This is a genomic window from Streptomyces sp. Y309 (genome assembly GCF_056712025.1).
Genome location: NZ_CM160048.1, coordinates 459,969 through 478,317, shown reverse-complemented (window position 1 = coordinate 478,317; position 18,349 = coordinate 459,969). Strand labels below are relative to the sequence as shown.

The 18,349-nt window shown below is 72.3% G+C and carries 19 protein-coding genes; 12 read left to right on the top strand and 7 right to left on the bottom strand.

From position 1 onward, the window contains the following. Nucleotides 1–58 precede the first annotated feature (58 nt). The 8 genes from mltG to AC0KTA_RS01970 all read left to right on the top strand — a co-directional run bounded on the left by mltG (nt 59) and on the right by AC0KTA_RS01970 (nt 7,675). Nucleotides 59–910 carry an endolytic transglycosylase MltG gene (gene mltG, locus AC0KTA_RS02005; RefSeq protein ID WP_481053338.1) on the top strand — a complete coding sequence of 284 codons (852 nt, stop codon included), beginning with the start codon at nt 59–61 and terminating at the stop codon, nt 908–910. Between the two features lie 87 nt (nt 911–997). Beyond that, nucleotides 998–2,275, top strand: a complete 1,278-nt coding sequence (locus AC0KTA_RS02000; protein WP_481053337.1) for a S8 family peptidase — start codon at nt 998–1,000, stop codon at nt 2,273–2,275. A 355-nt stretch (nt 2,276–2,630) separates the two neighbouring features. Next, on the top strand, nt 2,631–3,536 hold the full coding sequence (locus AC0KTA_RS01995; RefSeq protein WP_481053336.1) for a helix-turn-helix domain-containing protein: 906 nt from the start codon (nt 2,631–2,633) through the stop codon (nt 3,534–3,536). Beyond that, nucleotides 3,520–4,386 carry a hypothetical protein gene (locus AC0KTA_RS01990; protein WP_481053335.1) on the top strand — a complete coding sequence of 289 codons (867 nt, stop codon included), beginning with the start codon at nt 3,520–3,522 and terminating at the stop codon, nt 4,384–4,386. Before AC0KTA_RS01995 ends, AC0KTA_RS01990 begins: the two co-directional genes overlap by 17 nt. Nucleotides 4,387–4,536: 150 nt before the next feature. Beyond that, a complete protein-coding gene (locus AC0KTA_RS01985) occupies nt 4,537–4,680 on the top strand; it encodes a lasso RiPP family leader peptide-containing protein (protein ID WP_481053334.1) in 144 nt (47 codons plus the stop codon). Nucleotides 4,681–4,803: 123 nt separating this feature from the next. After that, a complete protein-coding gene (locus tag AC0KTA_RS01980; protein WP_481053333.1) occupies nt 4,804–6,963 on the top strand; it encodes an asparagine synthase-related protein in 2,160 nt (719 codons plus the stop codon). Next, nucleotides 6,963–7,226, top strand: coding sequence for a lasso peptide biosynthesis PqqD family chaperone (locus AC0KTA_RS01975; protein WP_189740694.1), 264 nt, complete (start codon nt 6,963–6,965; stop codon nt 7,224–7,226). The genes AC0KTA_RS01980 and AC0KTA_RS01975 overlap by 1 nt, the downstream gene beginning before the upstream one ends. Beyond that, nucleotides 7,223–7,675, top strand: a complete 453-nt coding sequence (locus AC0KTA_RS01970; protein ID WP_481053332.1) for a lasso peptide biosynthesis B2 protein — start codon at nt 7,223–7,225, stop codon at nt 7,673–7,675. Before AC0KTA_RS01975 ends, AC0KTA_RS01970 begins: the two co-directional genes overlap by 4 nt. Before the next feature lie 25 nt (nt 7,676–7,700). On the opposite strand, the gene AC0KTA_RS01965 is transcribed toward AC0KTA_RS01970, so the two are convergent. Both AC0KTA_RS01965 and AC0KTA_RS01960 read right to left on the bottom strand, forming a co-directional pair. Continuing rightward, nucleotides 7,701–8,768, bottom strand: coding sequence for an NAD(P)-binding domain-containing protein (locus AC0KTA_RS01965; RefSeq protein ID WP_481056277.1), 1,068 nt, complete (start codon nt 8,766–8,768; stop codon nt 7,701–7,703). A gap of 139 nt (nt 8,769–8,907) precedes the next feature. Next, complete coding sequence (locus tag AC0KTA_RS01960) at nt 8,908–9,600, bottom strand: FCD domain-containing protein (RefSeq protein WP_481053331.1); 693 nt, start codon at nt 9,598–9,600, stop codon at nt 8,908–8,910. Nucleotides 9,601–9,826: 226 nt separating this feature from the next. On the opposite strand from AC0KTA_RS01960, the gene AC0KTA_RS01955 reads away from it, so the two are divergent. Genes AC0KTA_RS01955 through AC0KTA_RS01945 form a run of 3 tightly spaced genes read left to right on the top strand, consistent with a single transcriptional unit; the run spans nt 9,827 to nt 13,536 of the window. Beyond that, a complete protein-coding gene (locus tag AC0KTA_RS01955) occupies nt 9,827–10,942 on the top strand; it encodes a mandelate racemase/muconate lactonizing enzyme family protein (RefSeq protein WP_481053330.1) in 1,116 nt (371 codons plus the stop codon). 29 nt (nt 10,943–10,971) lie between these two features. Then, entirely contained in the window at nt 10,972–12,318 is a 1,347-nt protein-coding gene (locus AC0KTA_RS01950; protein WP_481053329.1) for a cation:dicarboxylate symporter family transporter, read from the top strand. Between the two features lie 45 nt (nt 12,319–12,363). Beyond that, nucleotides 12,364–13,536, top strand: coding sequence for an enolase C-terminal domain-like protein (locus AC0KTA_RS01945; RefSeq protein ID WP_481053328.1), 1,173 nt, complete (start codon nt 12,364–12,366; stop codon nt 13,534–13,536). Between the two features lie 21 nt (nt 13,537–13,557). On the opposite strand, the gene AC0KTA_RS01940 is transcribed toward AC0KTA_RS01945, so the two are convergent. The 5 genes from AC0KTA_RS01940 to AC0KTA_RS01920 all read right to left on the bottom strand — a co-directional run bounded on the left by AC0KTA_RS01940 (nt 13,558) and on the right by AC0KTA_RS01920 (nt 17,709). After that, entirely contained in the window at nt 13,558–14,766 is a 1,209-nt protein-coding gene (locus AC0KTA_RS01940; protein ID WP_481053327.1) for an LLM class flavin-dependent oxidoreductase, read from the bottom strand. Between the two features lie 2 nt (nt 14,767–14,768). Beyond that, the gene (locus tag AC0KTA_RS01935; protein ID WP_481053326.1) at nt 14,769–15,812 is read right to left on the bottom strand and encodes an ABC transporter substrate-binding protein; all 1,044 of its coding nucleotides are present in this window, start codon (nt 15,810–15,812) and stop codon (nt 14,769–14,771) included. A gap of 48 nt (nt 15,813–15,860) precedes the next feature. Further along, on the bottom strand, nt 15,861–16,619 hold the full coding sequence (locus tag AC0KTA_RS01930; RefSeq protein ID WP_481053325.1) for an ABC transporter ATP-binding protein: 759 nt from the start codon (nt 16,617–16,619) through the stop codon (nt 15,861–15,863). After that, the gene (locus AC0KTA_RS01925; protein ID WP_481053324.1) at nt 16,592–17,491 is read right to left on the bottom strand and encodes an ABC transporter permease; all 900 of its coding nucleotides are present in this window, start codon (nt 17,489–17,491) and stop codon (nt 16,592–16,594) included. Before AC0KTA_RS01925 ends, AC0KTA_RS01930 begins: the two co-directional genes overlap by 28 nt. Nucleotides 17,492–17,625: 134 nt before the next feature. After that, complete coding sequence (locus AC0KTA_RS01920; RefSeq protein WP_481056276.1) at nt 17,626–17,709, bottom strand: putative leader peptide; 84 nt, start codon at nt 17,707–17,709, stop codon at nt 17,626–17,628. 171 nt (nt 17,710–17,880) lie between these two features. Between AC0KTA_RS01920 and AC0KTA_RS01915 the strand changes: the two genes are divergently transcribed. Next, nucleotides 17,881–18,330, top strand: coding sequence for a YjbQ family protein (locus tag AC0KTA_RS01915; RefSeq protein WP_481053323.1), 450 nt, complete (start codon nt 17,881–17,883; stop codon nt 18,328–18,330). Nucleotides 18,331–18,349: the final 19 nt, after the last annotated feature.

Below are 18,349 nucleotides of genomic sequence, written 5' to 3'. Positions count from 1 at the left end.
GGGCGAGCGGAGCAGCGATATGCAGCAAATATGAGGAATGTCGGGTTAGCGTTCCCGCATGTACAACACGACCCCGCCACGGGGCACGAAACGGGGCACGATCCGGCTGACGCGCCGGGGCTGGATCGCCTTGACCGCCATCGGCGCCGTCGCGGCGGGCGCCGCCGTGGCGGTGCCGATGCTGCCGCCCCTCACGAGCTCTGACGAAGCCCGGCCCAAGACGCTGACCGTCCCCGAGGGCTGGCGCTCCGGCCAGGTGTACGAGGCGGTCGACAAGGCCCTGGACGTGCCGGCCGGGACGACCAAGAAGGCCGTCTCCAAGACCGACCTCAAGCTCCCGGGCGACGCGGGCGGCAACCCCGAGGGCTACCTCTTCCCCGCGACGTATCCCATCGGCTCCCAGTCGACGCCCGCCTCCGTCCTGTCGTACATGGTCAACACCGCGAACAAGAAGTTCAGCGGCGGCCATGTCACCGCGGGGGCCGACCGCAACGCCGTGAACATCTACCAGACCATCACCATCGCGAGCATGGTCGAGGCCGAGGCGGACACCAAGGAGGACATGGGCAAGGTCGCCCGCGTCATCTACAACCGCCTGGACCGGGGCATGCCGCTGCAGATGGACTCCACCATCAACTACGCCCTGAACCGCTCCACGCTGAAGACCACCAGCCGCGACACGAAGATCAGCAGCCCGTACAACACCTACGCCCGCATGGGCCTGCCGCCGACCCCGATCGCCAACCCCGGCGAGGCCGCCATGCGCGCCGCGACCAGCCCGACGCCGGGGGACTGGCTGTACTTCGTGACGGTGAAGCCGGGGGACACGCGGTTCACCGCGGACTACGAGGAGCAGCAGCGGAACGTGGCCGAGTTCAACCGGAACGGGCAGCAAGCCGCCGCCCGCTGAGCGGTGGGCCTTGTGCCGCCCTGACCCGCGCGAGACTCTGGCGTGCGTTTTTCCGCCGGACCAGCGAAAGGTTCAGGTGCACCGCAGATGAGACAGAAGAGAATGTCCCCACGCCGTCGGCCGGCAGCGGTGGCGCTGTCCGCCGCGCTGCTCGCCGCGGGTCTCCAGCTCGGCGCCGTTCCCGCATCCGCCCAGGCCGGGCAGGCCGCCCCCGAGGGGGAGTTACGGCCGGCCGCTCCCGGTGAGGCCGCGGTGCCGGACGGCTGGATCGTCGTCCTCAAGGAGCTCGCGGGCGCCGCGACGGCCGACGTGTCCGCCGTGGCGCGCGACCTGCTCGGGCGGGCCGAAGGGGCGCGGCTCGGCCATGTGTACCGGGCGGCGCTGCACGGCTTCTCCGCACGGATGAGCCGGGCCGAGGCCGCCCGCACGGCCGCCGACCCCCGCGTCGCGTACGTCCGCCAGGACACCCGCGTGCGCGTCGGCGCGACACAGGCGCATCCCGCCGCGGCCGACGAGACCCAGCCCAACGCCCCCTGGGGGCTCGACCGCATCGACCAGCGGCGCCTCCCGCTGTCCACGACGTACACGTACCGGACCACCGCGCCGGACGTCAGCGTGTACGTCATCGACACCGGACTGCGCACCACGCACCAGGAGTTCGGCGGCCGGGCCACGGTCGGCACCGACACCGTCGGCGACGGACAGAACGGCAACGACTGCCACGGCCACGGCACCCACGTCGGCGGCGTCGCCGCGGGCACGACGTACGGGGTGGCCAAACAGGCCGAGCTGGTGGCGGTGCGCGTCCTCAACTGCCAGGGATCGGGGACGACTTCGGGCGTCGTCGCGGGCGTCGACTGGGTGACGGCCAAGGCCGCGAAGCCCGCCGTCGCGAACATGAGCCTGGGCGGCGCGGCCAGCGACGTCCTGGACCGGGCCGTGCGCAACTCCATCGCCTCGGGCGTCACGTACACCGTCTCGGCGGGCAGCTCCGGCCAGTCCGGCGGCGCCTGCTCCACCTCGCCCTCCCGGGTGCCCGAGACCATCAGCGTCGGCGGAAGCGACCGCTCCGACAGGGTGACGCCCTCCTCCAACCACGGCAAGTGCGTGTCGCTGTTCGCGCCCGGCGCCCAGATCCCCTCGGCCTGGAAGGACAGCGACACCGCCACGGCCACGCTCAGCGGTACGTCGATGGCGACCGCGCACGCCGCCGGCGCCGCCGCGCTCCACCTCGGCCATCGGCCCGCGGACACCCCGGCACAGGTGAAGAAGGGCCTGGTCGACAACGCCACCACGGGCGTGCTCCAGGGCAACCCGCCGCCGGTCGTGCCGGACAAGCTGCTCTACACCCTCTACCTGCCCTGACCGGCCGCTTCGCGCGCGCCTGACGGTCCCGTTCCGGCCTGCCCGCCGGGGCCGTCGGGGCCGTCGGGCGAGTGTCCGACGGCCCCGGTCCTGCGTTTCTGTCGGCTCCGGTACTGACGTTCGTTCAGTAACTGGTCCTGCCCCGCCTCGATTTGAGTCAGCTTGCGTCACTGATTGTTCCCCGATCGCCAGTTTCAGTCGCCGAGGCTGCCCGGAGGTCCCATGCTGGGCTCTCGGTCATCTCCACAAGCACATTTCTGACGTACATGAGGAGCCTGATGAACAGGCGAGACAGGCTGGACAAGTTAGACGAGCAGGGCCCCTTGGCGACTGCCCGGGGTGAGGAGGCCGCCGGGTGAACGCCCAGCCCAAATCGCCCGAGGGCATCCCGCGCAGCAAGCGGGGCCGCAAACTCGGGCCGATCACGGCCGGGACCGGGCCGGCCCACCGCGCCTGGCTGGAGCCGCTGCGCGGGTCCTACCAGGCCAGCGGCCTGACCATCGGTCAGCTCGAACGCGAGACGGGCTGGTCCCGGTCGAAGATATCCGAGCTGCTGCGCGCCGCGGGACGCTATCCGCGCTGGGAGTTCACGCGCAGCCTGCTCACCGCACTGCACTGGCCCGCCCCGTCGATGGCGGACATGCGCGCACTGTGGGCGCTCGCCGCCCGCGAGGCCAACAAGCGCACCATCTGGATAAACAACTGCCTGCAGGGGGACGGCCTGTCCGCCGACGACCGCCTTCCACTGCACTTCGCCGCGTTCCAGGACCTGTACCGCGACGCCTACACCGGCTACGCGCTCACCTTCCTGCGCCGCCGCCCCGAGGCCCGCCGCGCCGTGAACGACGTCTTCATCCTGCTGCTCTTCCTCTGGGACGAGGCGCTGGCCAGCGACAATCCCGAGCGGTTCGCCTGGCAGATCCTGCGCCAGACCGTGATGGAACGCACGCCCCACCCCGGCGGCAGCCCCGCCCTGGTGGAGGCCGCCTTCGACACCGTCGCCCTGCGTACGGCCGCCGACCCCGTCGCGCAGATCGAGGAGTCGATGTTCCTCTTCGACGCGGTGCGCAGGCTGCCCGCCGGACAGCTCGACGTGATGGTGCTGCTGCATCTGCGCGGGATGGACGAGGCCGGGGCCGCCGCCGTCCTCGGCGTCCCGCTCGCGGCCGTGCGCTCCACGGCCCGGCACGCCCGGCGCCACCTCGACGGGCGCCTCCGCACCGTCAGCCAGGAGGGACACCCCGGTGACCGCAGCGATTGACGAACTGCTCGCCCGCGCCCGGCTCCTCGACGAGGCCGACACCCCCTACGACCACGTGCGCATGCCCCGCACCGGCGCGAGCCCCGCCGTGGGACGCCTCGCGGCCACCGGCGCCGGTCTTGCCGCCGGTGCCGGATACGCCTCCGGCGCCGTCCTTCCCGGCGCCACCGTCTCCCTGGCGGGCCGCGCCCGGAAGGACGGCGTGGCCCGGGCCGCGGCGCGGGATCTGCAGAGCCTGTGCGAGGCGGTCGTGACCACCGCGGCGGTCACCTCGCTGAGCGACTTCCTCACCAAGGCGCTGCCCAAGCCGCCCGGGGCCCGGGTCCTCGGCTGCATCCTGCAGCTGAGCGGCGCGGAGGACTCGGCCCGCTTCTGGTGGCAGTACGCCGCGGGCGCCGGCGACACCCCCGCCACCTACTGCCTCTACCTGCACCACCTCTCCCTCGGGGAGCAGGGCGAGGCGACCTGGTGGCAGCAGCAGACGCCCACCACGGCCCGGCCGCCCGGGTCCTGCGACGCCCCGCGCGGCGCTCCCGAACCCGGCTTCCCCCTCGACCACCCGCCCGTGCAGACGGACCGCAGCGTGCCGACGACGCTGCGCGTGCTCAGCCGGCTCAAGGTCTCCGAGCGGGCGGCGGGGCCGCACACCAGGCCCGCCGTGGTGGGCGCCGTCATGGACTACGTCGCGTCCGCCGTCAGTTACGTCGACCCCGACCTCGAACTCCCCCTGCCGGACGCCGACTTCACGGACCACATCCGGGTGCTGACGAAGCGGGCCGCCGGAGCGCCCCGGTCGCCGTCGTGCCGCCGTCCCCTCGCCGTGCGGCGGCGGACGCCGTCCGAGGGCTGAGGAACTGCTGTGGCGGAAGTGACGGTGTAGACGGGTGAGTTGAGGGGTAGTCCGCTATCCGGCAAGCAGTTCGATTTCTTGCCGCGCGCCACCTGAGCCCTCGTGCCGAGGGCTCATTCATCTGTCAGGGCACCTACCAGGAGGAATTCCATGGAAGAGCAGACGGGTATCGACGAGCGCGACACGGCCGTGAGCTACGAGCCGCCGGCCCTCATCGCCGTCGGCGAGTTCTCCGAGGACACGCTGGGCTTCGGCACCCGGCACAACGACGTCCTCGGCGAGCAGGGCTGGTGAAAGTTCCCCACCACAGCAGCCTTGCGGCCACGTCCTGTTGAGTCCGACGAGATTCGATGAGATTCGACGAGATGCGATGACATGCGTTGAGATCGAGATCGATGAGAACTGAGGCTGTGTGAGATGAGCGCCGGTTTCGTCGTGCTTCCGGATACGCCGGGTACGTCCTCGCTCTGCGACGCGTACCCCTTCGCGGCGCCCCGGCTGATCCCCCATCCGTCAGGCCACCTGTGGCTGGTGGGGAGCTGGGAGCCGGACGAGATCCGGCACGTGACGGTGGGGCCGGTGCGGGTGGTGGTGATCGGGCGCTGCCCGGTCACCACCGACCACCTGGAGCGGCTGTGCCGACGGCTGCGCACGCTCGCCGACGTCGACGCGCTGGCGCGGCAGCTGCCGGGCAGCTTCCACCTGGTGGCCGCCGCGGGGCACGCCACCCGGGTGCAGGGCGGCGTGACCGGCCTGCGGCAGGTGTTCCACACCCGCCTCGACGGCGGGATCCCGGTCGCCGCCGACCGCGCCGACGTGCTCGCGGCGCTGACCGGCGCCGGGATCGACGAGACCACGCTGGCCCTGCGCGTCGTGTGCGGCGGCATGCTGCCGCCCCCGCTCGCCGACCGCAGCACCTGGTCGGGCGTGTCCACGGTGCCGCACGACCACTGCCTGACCCTGGAACCGGACCGGGCACGCGAACGGCGCTGGTGGCAGCCGCCCACCCCTGAACTCGGCCTGGAGGAAGGCGCGTCGGCGGTACGGGAGGCACTGCTCGAAGCGGTGAACGGAGTGCGGGGCGCGGGGGAGGACGGTGCGGGGTCCGGTGTGCGTGCGGATGCGTACGAGGACAGTGCGAGCCCCCGCGCGCGTGCGGATGCGTACGGGGCGGGCGGGTCCGGCGTGGACCCAGCTCTGTACGGGGTGGTGGGGCTCGGCGTGGACCCGGCTCTGCACGGGGCGGGTGGGCTCGGCGTGGACCCGGCTTCGTACGAGACCGTCGGCGCCGGCGAGGCCACGGCGCCGTTCAGCCGTGGCGGGCTCAGTGCCGACATGTCGGGCGGCATGGACTCGACCTCCTTGGCCTTCCTCGCCGCGCGGCACACCCCCGGCCTGCTCACCTTCCGCTGGGCCGAGGCCGAGGCGGCCAACGACGACGCCCGCTTCGCCGCGCACGCGGCACGCGAACTGCCCGGCGCGCGCCATCTGGTGGTGGCCCAGGACGAACTGCCTCCGGTCTTCACCGATCCGGCCGCCCTCGCCGACACCGAACGGCCCTACCTCTACACCCGCACCCAGGCCCGCATGCGGCACACCGCACGCGTCCTGGCCGACCACGGATCGCGGCACCATCTCGCGGGCCACGGCGCCGACGAACTCTTCGGCCGCATGACCGGCTACCTGCACCGCCTCGCCCGCCGCCACCCCCTCACCCTGCTCGGGCACCTGCGCGGCGGCCGGGCGCTGGGGCGCTGGCCGCTGTGGGGCTGCCTCACCCAGCTCGCCCGCGACGAGAGCATCGCCCAGTGGTGGCGCGCCCAGGCCGACGGCCTCACCAGCCCGCGGCCGCCCGCCAGGCTCCCCTCGCTGAGCTGGGGACTGGCTCCCCTGCGCGCTCCCGCCTGGGCCACCGACGCCGCCGTCGACGCCGCCCGCACGGTCCTGCGGGCCGCCGCCGAGGACGCCCGGCCCTTCGCCGAGGACCGGGGACAGCACCAGTGCCTCGCGGCGCTGCGGATCACCTCGCCCGCGTACCGCCAGGTGGCCCGCCTGTTCGCCGCCGAGGGCGTCCGGCTGCACCAGCCCTTCCTGGACGACCGGGTCGTCGAGGCCGTCCTCGCCGTGCGCCTCCACGAACGCATCACGCCGTGGCAGTACAAGCCGCTGCTCGCCCGTTCCCTGCGCGGCCTCGTCCCCGACGTGATCCTGGACCGCACCACCAAGGGCGACTTCAGCGAGGACCTGCGGGTCGGCCGGAAGCGGAACCTCTCGGCGATCCTGGACGTGTTCGCCGGGTCGTCCGGAGGCGTCGGGGGCGTCGGGGGCGTCGGGGCGGCCGGATCCGTCGGCCCCACGGACGCCATCGGAGACGGAGACTCCGGTTCCGTCCCCGGCTCTTCCCTCGACTCCGGTTCCGTCCTCGCCGACATGGGCCTCATCGACCCCGCCGCGGTCCGCGGCTACCTCCTCGCCCCGCAGGCCGACTCCTCCCGCGACATCGCCGTCGAACAGCTTCTGGGCTGCGAGTCCTGGGCCCGCGCCGCACGCCGACCGCTACCCCTTGCGAGGCACTGATGTCCCTGACCCTGCATCCCGACGTCTCGCTGGCCGAGACCGACGACGGCGCCGTCCTGCTCCACCAGCGCACCGGCCGCTACTGGCAGCTGAACCCCACCGGAGTCCTGGTCCTCAAGCACCTCCTCGACGGCCGCACCCACGACCAGGCCGCCCAGGAGCTGACCGCGCGCCACCGCGCCGCCCCCGACGCCGCGCACCGCGACGTGTCCCGCCTCGTCGACGAACTGCGTGCCGCCCGCATCGTGGTGGAGTCGCGGTGAGCGCCCCCGTCGCCCTGTCCGCCCGGGACCGGCTGCCCCCGCACCGCAGGGTGCTGCCGCTGCTCGCCGTCATGGTGGCCCGGCTGCTCGCGGGCCGCCGCCCGGCGCGGGTGCGCGCGGTCCTGGAGTTCCTGCGCCGCGGGGCCCGGCCCGCCACGGCCGAGCAGACGCTCGCGGCGCGCCGCGACGTCGTGTCCGTCAGCCTGCGCTGTGCCGGTCAGGCCTGTCTGCAGCGGTCCATCGCGACGGCCCTGCTGTGCCGGAGCCGCGGGGGGTGGCCGACGTGGTGCACGGGGGTGCGGACCAGCCCGTTCCAGGCACACGCCTGGGTGGAGGCCGAGGGCGGGCCGGTGGGGGAGCCGTATCCGGCGGGGCACTACCGCACGCTGCTCGCGGTTCCGCCGGTCGAGTCCCGGGCGTCCAAGTCCCCCGTATCCAAAGGGAGTTGACCTCGCCAGGGGAGCCGACCTCGCCTCACACAGCCACCGGCGCCCCCTCGAGCAGCCGCACGATGTCCCGCACGGCCGCCCGCCCCGCCCGGTTGGCACCGATGGTGCTGGCCGAAGGGCCGTACCCGACCAGGTGAACACGGGGATCGGCGGCCGCTCGCGTGCCGTCCATGCGGATCCCGCCGCCGGGCTCCCGCAGCCGCAGCGGGGCGAGATGCTCGATCGCCGCGCGGAATCCGGTCGCCCAGAGGATGACGTCCGCCTCGACGTGCCGACCGTCGTCCCACTCCACGCCGCCCGGTGTGATCCGGTCGAACATCGGCAGCCGGTCCAGGACGCCGTTCGCGCGCGCCTCGCGCACCGCGTCGTTGACCGGAAGCCCGGTGACCGACACCACGCTCAGCGGCGGCAGCCCCTGCCGCACCCGCTCCTCGACCATCGCGACGGCGGCCCGGCCGCGGTCCTCGTCGAAGGGGCCTTCGGCGAAGACGGGCGGGCGCCGCGTCACCCACCAGGTCTCGGCGGCGTACGGCGCGATCTCCATCAGGTGCTGGGTGCCGGAGGCGCCACCGCCCACGACGATCACGCGCTGCCCGCGAAAGGCCTCGGGACCGGGGTAGATCGCGGTGTGGAGCTGCCGGCCGCGGAAGGTCTCCTGCCCGGGATAGCGCGGCCAGAAGGGCCGGTCCCAGGTGCCGGTCGCGTTGATCAGCGCCCGCGTCGACCAGGTCCCCGCGGACGTCTCGACGAGCAGCCGCCCGTCGTCGCCCTCGCTGACGCGGTGTACGTCTACGGGGCGCCGTACGCGCAGATCGAACCGCCGCTCGTACGCGTCGAAGTACGCGCCGATGACCTCCGAAGAGGGCCGCTCCGGGTCCGCGCCCGTCAGCTCCATGCCCGGCAGCGCGTGCATGCCGTGCACCTTGCCGTACGTCAGGGAGGGCCACCGGAACTGCCACGCGCCGCCCGGCCGCGGCGCGTGGTCGAGGACGACGAAGTCCCGTTCCGGCTCGAAGCCCTGGCGCCGCAGGTGGTAGGCGCTGGAAAGCCCTGCTTGGCCCGCGCCCACGACCACCACGTCGACGTCCGTCATGTCCGCGTCTCGTACCCCGATGTCGTTCACGTTTCTACTAACCGGGGCGGGTGCCGAGATCTTCCCGCGTCATCGGGGGCCGCGGCCGCCTGGGGACACGACTAGGAGCGCGCCTGGCGACACGATTAGGAACGCGCCGTTAGGAACGCGCCGTGCCGTGCTCGGCCAGCATGCGGTTCTTCCCGGCGACGATGTGCGCCTCCATCAGGCGGGCGGCCTCGTCGCCGTCGCCCGCCTCCAGCTGGTCGATGATGTGCCGGTGCTGGTCGTTGGAGGTGCGCCGGGCGGCGTCCGACTCGAGCCCGTGCCGGCGGAACAGGTGCAGCTCCTTGGAGATGGCGTCGTAGAGCTCGACCAGCCTCGGGTTGCCGGACAGGGCCACCAGGTGCCGGTGGAGGTCGACGTTCCGCGGATAGTAGTCGTCCGTGGTGTCGGCCTCGTCCAGACGCTGCGCCTTGGTCCTGAGCGCCGCGGCCTCGTCCGCGTCGACGCGCGCGGCGGCCAGGCGCCCGGCGAGGCCGAACAGGCTGGCGCGAATGTCGTAGAGCTGGGCGGCCTCGTCGACGGTGATCTCCCGGACGAACATGCCGCGGTTGACGCGGAATTCCACCAGGCGGCTCCGCTCCAGGTGGCGGCAGGCCTCGCGGACCGGGCCGCGGCTGACGCCCAGGCGCATCGCCAGCGCGGACTCGTTGATCCGGTCGCCGCCGCGCAGCACCCCGGTGATGATCATCCGTTCCAGTTCCTCGACGATCAGGTGGGGCAGCGAGGTCGCCTGACGCTCGGCCACCCGGCGCTCCAGCGCCGTCATCGCATCGGAGTTCTCCCGCACGGTGGGTCCGGACCTCCTCGGGGCGGAGACGAAAACTGTCGACAATTTACCATCACGGCTTCGCGCCGCCGGTGAACCGTGGTTGACCTGGTGGATTGCGCCTTGGTGTCGCACGTGCGGGCGCAGGTACCTCGAAGGGGCCCGAAAAGCAAATCGTTGACAGTTTGCGATTCGATGGCTCAGACTGTGACCCACGCCATAGCCGCCGAGACTCCAGGGGTGCGGAATGAGGATCAAGGACATCCGGGCGAGCGTGCACACCACCTCCATCGAGGTGCCGCTGCTGAGCGGGAAGGTCGACGGCTACGGCCGCGAGGAGCAGCGGGAGTTCGTCTTCTGCGAGGTGGAGACGGACGAGGGCCTCACCGGTGCCGCACTCACCGGGCACTTCCTGGCCAGGTCGGTGGTCGCCGCCCTCGAACGGCACTTCCTGCCCGTCGTCCAGGACCTCGACCCCCGCGACATCGAGGCCGTGCACCAGCGGATCTGGCGCGCGCTCAACCCGAGGGCGATGACCGGCGTCGTGTCGAGCTCCCTGTCCCTCCTCGACATCGCGTTATGGGACATCGCGGGCAAGCACGCCGGACGGTCGGTGGCCGCGCTGCTCGGCGGGGCCAGGACGGAGCTGCCGACGTACGTGACGTTCGGCTTCCCGCAGTACGACCGCGATCAGCTCGCCGAGGCCGCGCTCCTCCAACTCGACCGGGGCTTCGGCGCGTTGAAGCTGGTCGTCGGCGTCGACAAGGGCGGCTGGCAGGAGGACGCCGCACGGATCCGCGCGGTCCGGGAGGCCGTCGGGGACGACGTCGACCTCATGATCGACGCCAACTACCTGCTCAGCCCGGTCGACGCGAAACTGCTGTGCCGGGCCGTCGAGGACTGCGGCCTCACCTGGTTCGAGGAACCCCTGCACCAGAACGACGCCAGGGCCCTCGCGGACCTGCGCGCACACACCCGGATCCCGCTCGCGGCCGGGCAGATGGAGGGCCACCGGTGGCGCCTGCGCGAGCTGGTCGAGCACAAGGCGGTCGACATCCTTCAGCCCAACGCCTGCTACTGCGGCGGTTTCACCGAGGCGCGCAAGGCCGCGCACCTGGCGCAGATCTACAACCTGCCGGTGGCGCACGGCGGCGGCTGGCCGCTGGTCAACATGCACACGCTGGCCGGGCTGATGAACGGCTGGATCCTCGAGTGGCACCTGGGCATGGCCCAGGTCGGCGAGCTCCTCTTCCCGGGATCGCCACGCCCCCGGGACGGCCGCCTGACGATCCCGGGCGCGCCCGGCCTCGGCCTGAGCGTCGACCGGGACGCGCTCCGCGACACCCTCCTGCCGGACATGTGACCCGGTGCCCGGAAGGGTGGTCGAAGCTCATGAGCAGCCAGACCGAGAACGGCAGCACGACCACCGCCGACACCCCGCCGGAGCGACCGCGGTGGCGGCGGGCGGCAGGGAACACCGGCTTCCAGGTGCTCGCGGCGGCCGTCGTCGCGGCGGTGTTCGGGATCCTCGCGCCGGGCGCTGCGGCGGACCTCAAACCGCTCGCGGACGCGTTCATCTCCCTTGTGCGGCTCACCATTCCGCCGATCGTGTTCCTGGTGGTGGTCACCGGGATCGTGTCGGTCGGCGGCATGAAGGCCGCGGGCCGGATCGCGTTCAAGGCCGTCGTGTACTTCGAGATCGTCACCACCATCGGCACGCTGCTCGGGATGGCGTCGATCAACCTCTTCCGCCCCGGCACGGGCGTGGCGCCGCCCGCCGGCGCCTCCGGTGACCTCGACAGTTACGTCGAGGGCGCGAAGGAGAAGTCGATCGGCGAGTTCCTCCTCGGCCTCATACCGCACAACGTGGTGCACTCCTTCGCCAAGGGCGACATCATCCAGGTCCTGGTGTTCGCGATCCTCTTCGCCGTCGCCCTGCTCCAACTGCCCAAGCACCGGCGGGACCCGGTCCTGCACGGTTGCGGCATCCTCGCCGACGTCTTCTTCCGCATCATCGGGATGGTCATCCGCCTCGCGCCGATCGGCGTCTTCGGCGCCGTGTCGTACACCGTCGGCGCGTACGGACCGGAGGCCCTCACCGCGCTGATGAAGTACGTCGGGCTCGCCCTCGCCACGCTCCTCGTCTTCCTGACGCTCGTCCTCGGCACGGTCACCCGCCTCGTGGGCGTGTCCCTGCCGCGTCTCATCCGGGGGCTGCGCCCCGAACTGGTCATCGTGCTCGGCACGTCCTCGTCGGAGGCCGTCATGCCGCACCTCATGAAGCGCCTCGAACAGTTCGGCTGCAAGCGCGACATCGTCGGGCTCGTCGTGCCGACGGGCTACTCGTTCAACCTGGACGGCGTCGCGGTCGTGGTGCCCATGTCCGCGGTGTTCATCGCCCAGGTGTACGGCGTCGACCTCGGCCTCGGTGACCAGGTCACGCTGTTCCTGGTGTTCCTCTTCCTGTCCAAGGGCACCGCGGGTGTCACCGGATCCGCGTTCGTCACCCTGGCGAACCTGATCGCCGCGGTGCACTTCATCCCCGTCGCCGGGCTCGCGCTCATCCTGTCCGTCGAGCGCTTCCTCTCCCTCATGCGGGCCCTGACCAACGTGCTCGGCAACGCCGTCGCCACCCTCGCCGTCGCGCGCTGGGAACCCGGCGGGATCGACGAGGACCGGCTCGCCGAGACCGTCGGGCGCCGCCGTACCCCACGACCTACCCCGCGCCGCGGCCCATGACGTACCTCGCGCCGTACCCCATGACGTATCCCAAGGAGGTGGACCGTGCCGCGGATCGCCGCCATCCACGAAGGCACCGTGCCGATCGACTCGTCCATGAGCAATGCCTACATCAGCTTCCGGAACATGGACTGCTCCGTCGTCGCCGTCGTCTCCGACGTCGTGCGCGAGGGGCGGCCGGTCGTCGGCTACGGCTTCAGCTCCAACGGCCGCTACAGCGTCGGCGAGATCCTGCGCCGCCGCGTCGTCCCCCGGCTGCTCGACGCCCCGCCGAAGGACCTGCTGACCGAGGACGGCACGAACATCGACCCGGCGCGGGCGTGGGACGTGATGACGCACGACGAGAAGCCGGGCGGCCACGGCGAACGGCCGGTCGCCGTCGGCGTGGTCGACATGGCCCTGTTCGACCTCGCCGCCAAGCTCGACGACCTGCCGCTGCACCACTGGCTGGCCCGCCGCCACGGCCTCGGCGAGCCGGACCCGGACGTGTTCGTCTACGCCGCGGGCGGCTACTACGCCCCCGGCAAGGGCCCGCGCGAACTCAAGGACGAGATCCGCCGCTTCCTCGACCTCGGCTACCGCGTCACGAAGATCAAGATCGGCGGCGCCGGGCTCGCCGAGGACCTCCGGCGGATCGAGGCGGCGCTGTCGGTGCTCGACGGAGACGGCCACCGCCTGGCCGTCGACGCCAACGGCCGCTTCGACCTGGACACCGCGCTCCGCTACGGCGAGGCCCTCGCCCCGTACGACCTGCTCTGGTACGAGGAACCGGGCGACCCCCTGGACTTCGCCCTGCACGCCACGCTCGCCGAGGGCTACCACGGCCCGCTGGCCACCGGCGAGAACATCTTCTCCCTCGCCGACGCCCGCAACCTGCTGCGCTACGCGGGCATGCGCCCCGACCGCGACACCGTCCAGATCGACCCCGTGCTTTCCTACGGCCTCGTCGAGTACCGCCGCGTCCTCGACCTGCTCGCCCGCCACGGCTGGTCGGCACGCCGCTGCGTCCCCCATGGCGGCCACCAGTTCTCCCTGCACATCGCCGCGGCCTTCCACCTCGGCGGCAACGAGTCCTACCCCGGCGAGTTCCGGCCCACCGGCGGCTTCGCCGACGCGGCCGCCGTCCGCGACGGCCGCGTCGGACTCACCGACATCCCCGGCATCGGCTTCGAGGCCAAGGAGGAGCTGTACCGGGTCCTCCGCGCCCTGCACGCCTGACCCGGACAGCTCCTGTCCGGGTCAGCGCCCTCCGGCCACCAGCAACGGCGCCCCGCCCGGCGCCGAAGCCGGGCGCCCGTTCGCGGCCGGGACCCCGGCGAGCGGGGAGGCGGGAATGCGCGGGAGCAGCCCCCGCGCCGCCAGATCCGGGATCACGCCCTCGCCGAACCAGTACGCCTCCTCCAGGTGCGGATAGCCCGAGAGGACGAAGTGCTCGACGCCGAGCGCGTGGTACTCCTCGATCCGGTCCGCGACCTCCGCGTGGCTGCCCACCAGGGCCGTGCCGGCGCCGCCGCGGACCAGGCCGACGCCCGCCCACAGGTTCGGCGCGATCACCAGGTCGTCGCGGGAGCCGCCGTGCAGCGCGAGCATCCGCTGCTGGCCCACCGACTCGCTGCGGCCGAGCGCCTCCTGCGCGGCGGCGATGGTGTCCGCGTCGAGGTCGTCGAGCAGCCGGGCCGCCGTCGCCCAGGCCTCGGCGGCGGAGTCGCGGGAGATGGTGTGCAGCCGGATGCCGAAGCGCACCGTGCGGCCCTCCGCCTCGGCGAGACCGCGGATCCAGTCGATCTTCTGCTTCACCTGCTCGGGCGGCTCGCCCCAGGTCAGATACACATCCGTGTGCCGGGCGGCGACCGGGCCCGCGGCGGCCGAGGAGCCACCGAAGAAGATCTCCGGCAGCGGGTCCGGCGGCAGCGCGGTCAGCCCGCCCTTCACTTGATAGTGCTCGCCGTCGAAGTCGTACGGCTCGCCGCGCCACACCCCGCGTACGACCGAGAGGAACTCGTCGGTCCGGGCGTAGCGGCGGTCGTGGTCCAAGTGGTCGCCGAAGCGCCGCTGTTCGGTGGAGTCGCCGCCCGTCACGACGTTCAGGAGCAGCCGCCCGCGCGTGATGCGCTGGTACGTCGCCGCCATCTGCGCCGCCAGCACCGGCGAGATCACCCCGGGCCGGAACGCCACCAGGAACTTCAGGCGCTCGGTGTGCTGCGCGAGCGCGACCGTCGTCAGCCACGCGTCCTCGCACCAGGTGCCGGTCGGGGTCAGCACCGCCTCGAAGCCCAACTGCTCGGCGGCCTTGGCGATCTGGGCCAGATACTCGATGTCGGGGGCGCGCACGCCGCTGACCGGGGTGACGCGGGAGCGCTTGATGCCGCCGTCGGTGTAGGCGTGCCGGTCCACGAGGGTGCGGCCGTCGCCGCCCGTCGGCAGGAACCAGTGAAGGTGCACGGTCATGCTCAGGACTCCTTGTAGGTGCGGGGCGCGGTGGTGGAGGGCGGCAGCGAGCCGTTGAACCGGGTGTCGGTGAACTCGCCGAAGTCGACGCGGCGCGGGATGAGCTTCAGTCGGGCGAAGGTGTCGACGATCTCCTGCTCGGAGTCGACGGCGTGCCGGTCGACGGCGACCGGCACGCGGGTGCCGTTGGTGCGCTTGACGGCGTCGAGCGCCACTTCGTACGGAAGGCCGGTGTCCTTCGCCCAGACCTTCGCCCACGCCTCGGGGTGCTGGAAGACCCAGTCCTGGGCTTTGCGCAGCCGCCGCAGATAGTCGTCGATCGCCGCGGCCTTCTTCTTGTCCTTGAGCGCGCCGGGCGCGGCCACTTGGAAGCTGAGCCCGTTCACGACGCCCTCGCCGTCGGTGAGGACACGGCCCCTGCCGCCCCGCAGCACCTGCGAGGTGTACGGGTCCCACACCGCCCAGGCGTCCACCTTGCCGCCGGTGAACGCCGCGAGCGCGTCGGCGGGCTGCAGATACTTGACGTCGACGTCCTTGAGGGTGAGGCCCGCCTTCTTGAGGGAGGCGATCAGTTGATAGTGCGCGGACGAGCCCTGCGCCACGGCGACGGATTTGCCCTTGAGGTCGGCCGTCGTGCGGAACGCCGAGTCCTTCGGCACGACGATCGCCTCGCCGTGCGCCGTGCCGTGCGTCGCCGCCACCACGGAGATCTTCGAGCCCGCCCCCGCGGCGAACACCGGCGGCGTGTTGCCGACCGCGCCGATGTCGACGGCCTTGGCGTTCACCGCCTCCAGGAGCGGCGGCCCGGACGTGAAGGTCGACCACCTGATCTTGTACGTCAGGTCGTCGAGCTCTCCGGCGGCGCGCAGCACCGCCTCCGAACCGCCTTTCTGGTCACCGACGTTGAGGGTGAGTGAACCCTTGCCGTCGGTGTGGCCGCCGCCGAGGCCGCCGGTGGAGGTGCCGGCGGAGGAGGAGCCCGCGCAGGCGGAGAGCGTGAGGGCCAGGGGGAGGAGAAGGAGTGGGGCGAGATGTCGGCGTCGCATGGGAGCGGGTCCGTTCTGTGCGTACGTCAGGGGGGAGCGGGGTGGCGGTCAGGCGGCGGCGCGTGCGGGGGCCTCGACGCCGAGGCGTTCGAGGAGACCGGCGCGCAGGGCGGCGAACCGGGGGTCGGCGATGTCGCGCGGCCGCGGCAGATCGATCCGCTGCTCGTGGGCGATGACCCCGTCGTCCATGACGAGAACACGGTCGGCGAGCAGCACCGCCTCCTCCACGTCATGGGTGACGAGCAGCACGGCGCAGCCGCGCCGCTGCCACAACTCGTCGACCAGGCGCTGCGCCTTGACGCGGGTGAGCGCGTCGAGCGCGCCGAACGGCTCGTCCAGGAGCAGCAGATCCGGCTCGCGCACCAGAGCGCGGGCCAGCGAGGCGCGCTGGGCCTCGCCGCCGGACAGCGTCTTGGGCCAGGCGTGCGAGCGGTGGCCGAGGCCCACTTCCTCCAACGCGCGCTCGGCGACGGCCCGTTCGGGCCTGCCGGGCAGTCCGAGGAGGACATTGCGCCAGACCCTTTTCCAGGGCATGAGGCGCGGCGCCTGGAACGCGACGGCCTTGCGGCGCGGCACGAGCGCGGTGCCCTCGATGTCGCGGTCGAGGCCGGCGAGGATCCGCAGGAGCGTGGACTTCCCGCAGCCGCTGCGCCCGAGCAGCGCCACGAACTCCCCGGCCTGTACGTCGAGATGGAGCCGGTCGATGACGGGGCGGCCGTCGAAGGCGCGGGTGAGGCCGTCTACGCGTACGACGACGGGGGCATCGGGAGTATCGGGGGTCACCGGCCGGTGAACGTCGGTCGCCATTGCAGCAACAGCCTTTCGAGAGTGCGGACCACGAAGTCGGCGAGCAGGCCGAGGAAGGCGTAGACGATCAGGCAGACGACGATCACGTCGGTCCGCAGGAAGTCGCGCGCCTGGACCATCAGGAAGCCGATGCCGGCGTCGGCGTTGATCTGTTCGGCGAAGACGAGGGCGAGCCAGGCGATGCCGAGGGAGTAGCGCAGGCCGGTCATGGCGCCGGGCAGCGCGCCCGGCAGGATCACGTGCCGCACGAGCCCCCACCGCGAGAGCCCCAGGGACTCCCCGGCCTCGATGAGCTGCGAGTCGACGCCGCGGATACCCGCGTACACGTTCAGGTATAGGGGGAACGAGACGCCGAGCGTGATGATGGCGACCTTGGGCGCCTCTCCGATGCCGAACCAGATGATGAACAACGGGATGAGGCCGACGAACGGCACCGTCCGCAGCATCTGCACACTGGCGTCGACCAGGTCCTCGCCGATCCGGAAGAGACCGGAGACGAGCGCGAGCCCCGTGCCCACGAGCGCACCGAGCAGCAGCCCGATCGCGACGCGCTGCAGGGACACGCCCATGGCCGAGGTCAGCGACCCGTCCTCGATCAGGTCCCCCGCGACGCGGGCGATGGTCCCGGGCGAGGCGAGCACGTCGCTGCTCAACACCCCGGTGGAGCTGAGGAGTTGCCAGAGGCCGAGCAGCAACAGCGGTCCGGTGGTGCGACGCAGCCAGCGGGGGACGTGGGCGCGGCGGGAGGAGGAGGGAACAAGGGCAACGAGTTCGGGTTGCGCGCCGGGTGCGGGTCCGGGCGAGGCTGCTCGGTCTTTTCCCGATATGTCGGGTGCAGGCTGCTGTGACGGCGGGGCATGGCTGATGCTCATGGCGCTCCAGGGCAAGGAGAGGTCAGGCGCAGGGAAGGGGGCACCTCACGGCGCCGCGAAAGCCACCATGTGGCGCGGCGGAAAACCGGAGAGCGAAAATGGAGAGAAACCGGAGAGCGAAGGAGAGAAGGGCGTCAGCGGCCGCGGCGACACGCGGAGGAGGCCACCCGCAGCAGGTCGATGTGACCGCGCGAAGTGAGCAGGGCTGAACGCAACATGCGGCAGAACGTAGCGATCTCGTCGGCGCACGGTCAATGATGTCTCGGGGATTGGACGCCTCGTATCACTGGCTGGGCCCAGCTGGAAGCAACCTCGCGCCCAGCCTGAAGCAACATCGCCGCCCACGGCGCGGCGCGGGCGCCGCGCCGGTGTGGCCGGGCTGGTGCAGGATGGAAGACATGTCCGATGTCTCTTCCGGTGCCTTCACCACCCGCATCCTGAACGTCACGACCGGCTCGGCGGAGACGGTCGTCGACCTCACGCACGAGTGCGCGAGCTTCCTGCGCGAGGCGGCCCGCGGCCGCGACGGCCTCCTCAACATCTTCGTCCCGCACGCCACGGCGGGCGTCGCCGTCCTGGAGACGGGCGCGGGCAGCGACAGCGACCTCCTCGCCGCCCTGCACACCCTGCTGCCGGCCGACGACCGCTGGCAGCACCGCCACGGCAGCCCGGGCCACGGCCGCGACCACGTCCTGCCGGCCTTCGTCGCCCCGCACGCGACGCTCCCGGTGATCGGCGGCAGCCTGGAGCTCGGGACCTGGCAGTCGGTGTGCATTGTCGACACGAACAAGGACAACCCGGACCGTCAGGTGCGGTTGAGCTTCCTTGGGGGCCCGTGACGCCGGGTTGAAGCCGACG

What these genes read in the sequence shown, in the direction of transcription:
- mltG (WP_481053338.1), top strand. Translation starts at nt 59, where the DNA reads ATGTACAACACGACCCCGCCACGGGGCACGAAACGGGGCACGATCCGG.
- AC0KTA_RS02000 (WP_481053337.1), top strand. Translation starts at nt 998, where the DNA reads ATGAGACAGAAGAGAATGTCCCCACGCCGTCGGCCGGCAGCGGTGGCG.
- AC0KTA_RS01985 (WP_481053334.1), top strand. Translation starts at nt 4,537, where the DNA reads ATGGAAGAGCAGACGGGTATCGACGAGCGCGACACGGCCGTGAGCTAC.
- AC0KTA_RS01980 (WP_481053333.1), top strand. Translation starts at nt 4,804, where the DNA reads ATGAGCGCCGGTTTCGTCGTGCTTCCGGATACGCCGGGTACGTCCTCG.
- AC0KTA_RS01975 (WP_189740694.1), top strand. Translation starts at nt 6,963, where the DNA reads ATGTCCCTGACCCTGCATCCCGACGTCTCGCTGGCCGAGACCGACGAC.
- AC0KTA_RS01965 (WP_481056277.1), bottom strand. Translation starts at nt 8,768, where the DNA reads ATGACGGACGTCGACGTGGTGGTCGTGGGCGCGGGCCAAGCAGGGCTT.
- AC0KTA_RS01955 (WP_481053330.1), top strand. Translation starts at nt 9,827, where the DNA reads ATGAGGATCAAGGACATCCGGGCGAGCGTGCACACCACCTCCATCGAG.
- AC0KTA_RS01950 (WP_481053329.1), top strand. Translation starts at nt 10,972, where the DNA reads ATGAGCAGCCAGACCGAGAACGGCAGCACGACCACCGCCGACACCCCG.
- AC0KTA_RS01940 (WP_481053327.1), bottom strand. Translation starts at nt 14,766, where the DNA reads ATGACCGTGCACCTTCACTGGTTCCTGCCGACGGGCGGCGACGGCCGC.
- AC0KTA_RS01935 (WP_481053326.1), bottom strand. Translation starts at nt 15,812, where the DNA reads ATGCGACGCCGACATCTCGCCCCACTCCTTCTCCTCCCCCTGGCCCTC.
- AC0KTA_RS01930 (WP_481053325.1), bottom strand. Translation starts at nt 16,619, where the DNA reads ATGGCGACCGACGTTCACCGGCCGGTGACCCCCGATACTCCCGATGCC.
- AC0KTA_RS01925 (WP_481053324.1), bottom strand. Translation starts at nt 17,491, where the DNA reads ATGAGCATCAGCCATGCCCCGCCGTCACAGCAGCCTGCACCCGACATA.
- AC0KTA_RS01920 (WP_481056276.1), bottom strand. Translation starts at nt 17,709, where the DNA reads ATGTTGCGTTCAGCCCTGCTCACTTCGCGCGGTCACATCGACCTGCTG.
- AC0KTA_RS01915 (WP_481053323.1), top strand. Translation starts at nt 17,881, where the DNA reads ATGGAAGACATGTCCGATGTCTCTTCCGGTGCCTTCACCACCCGCATC.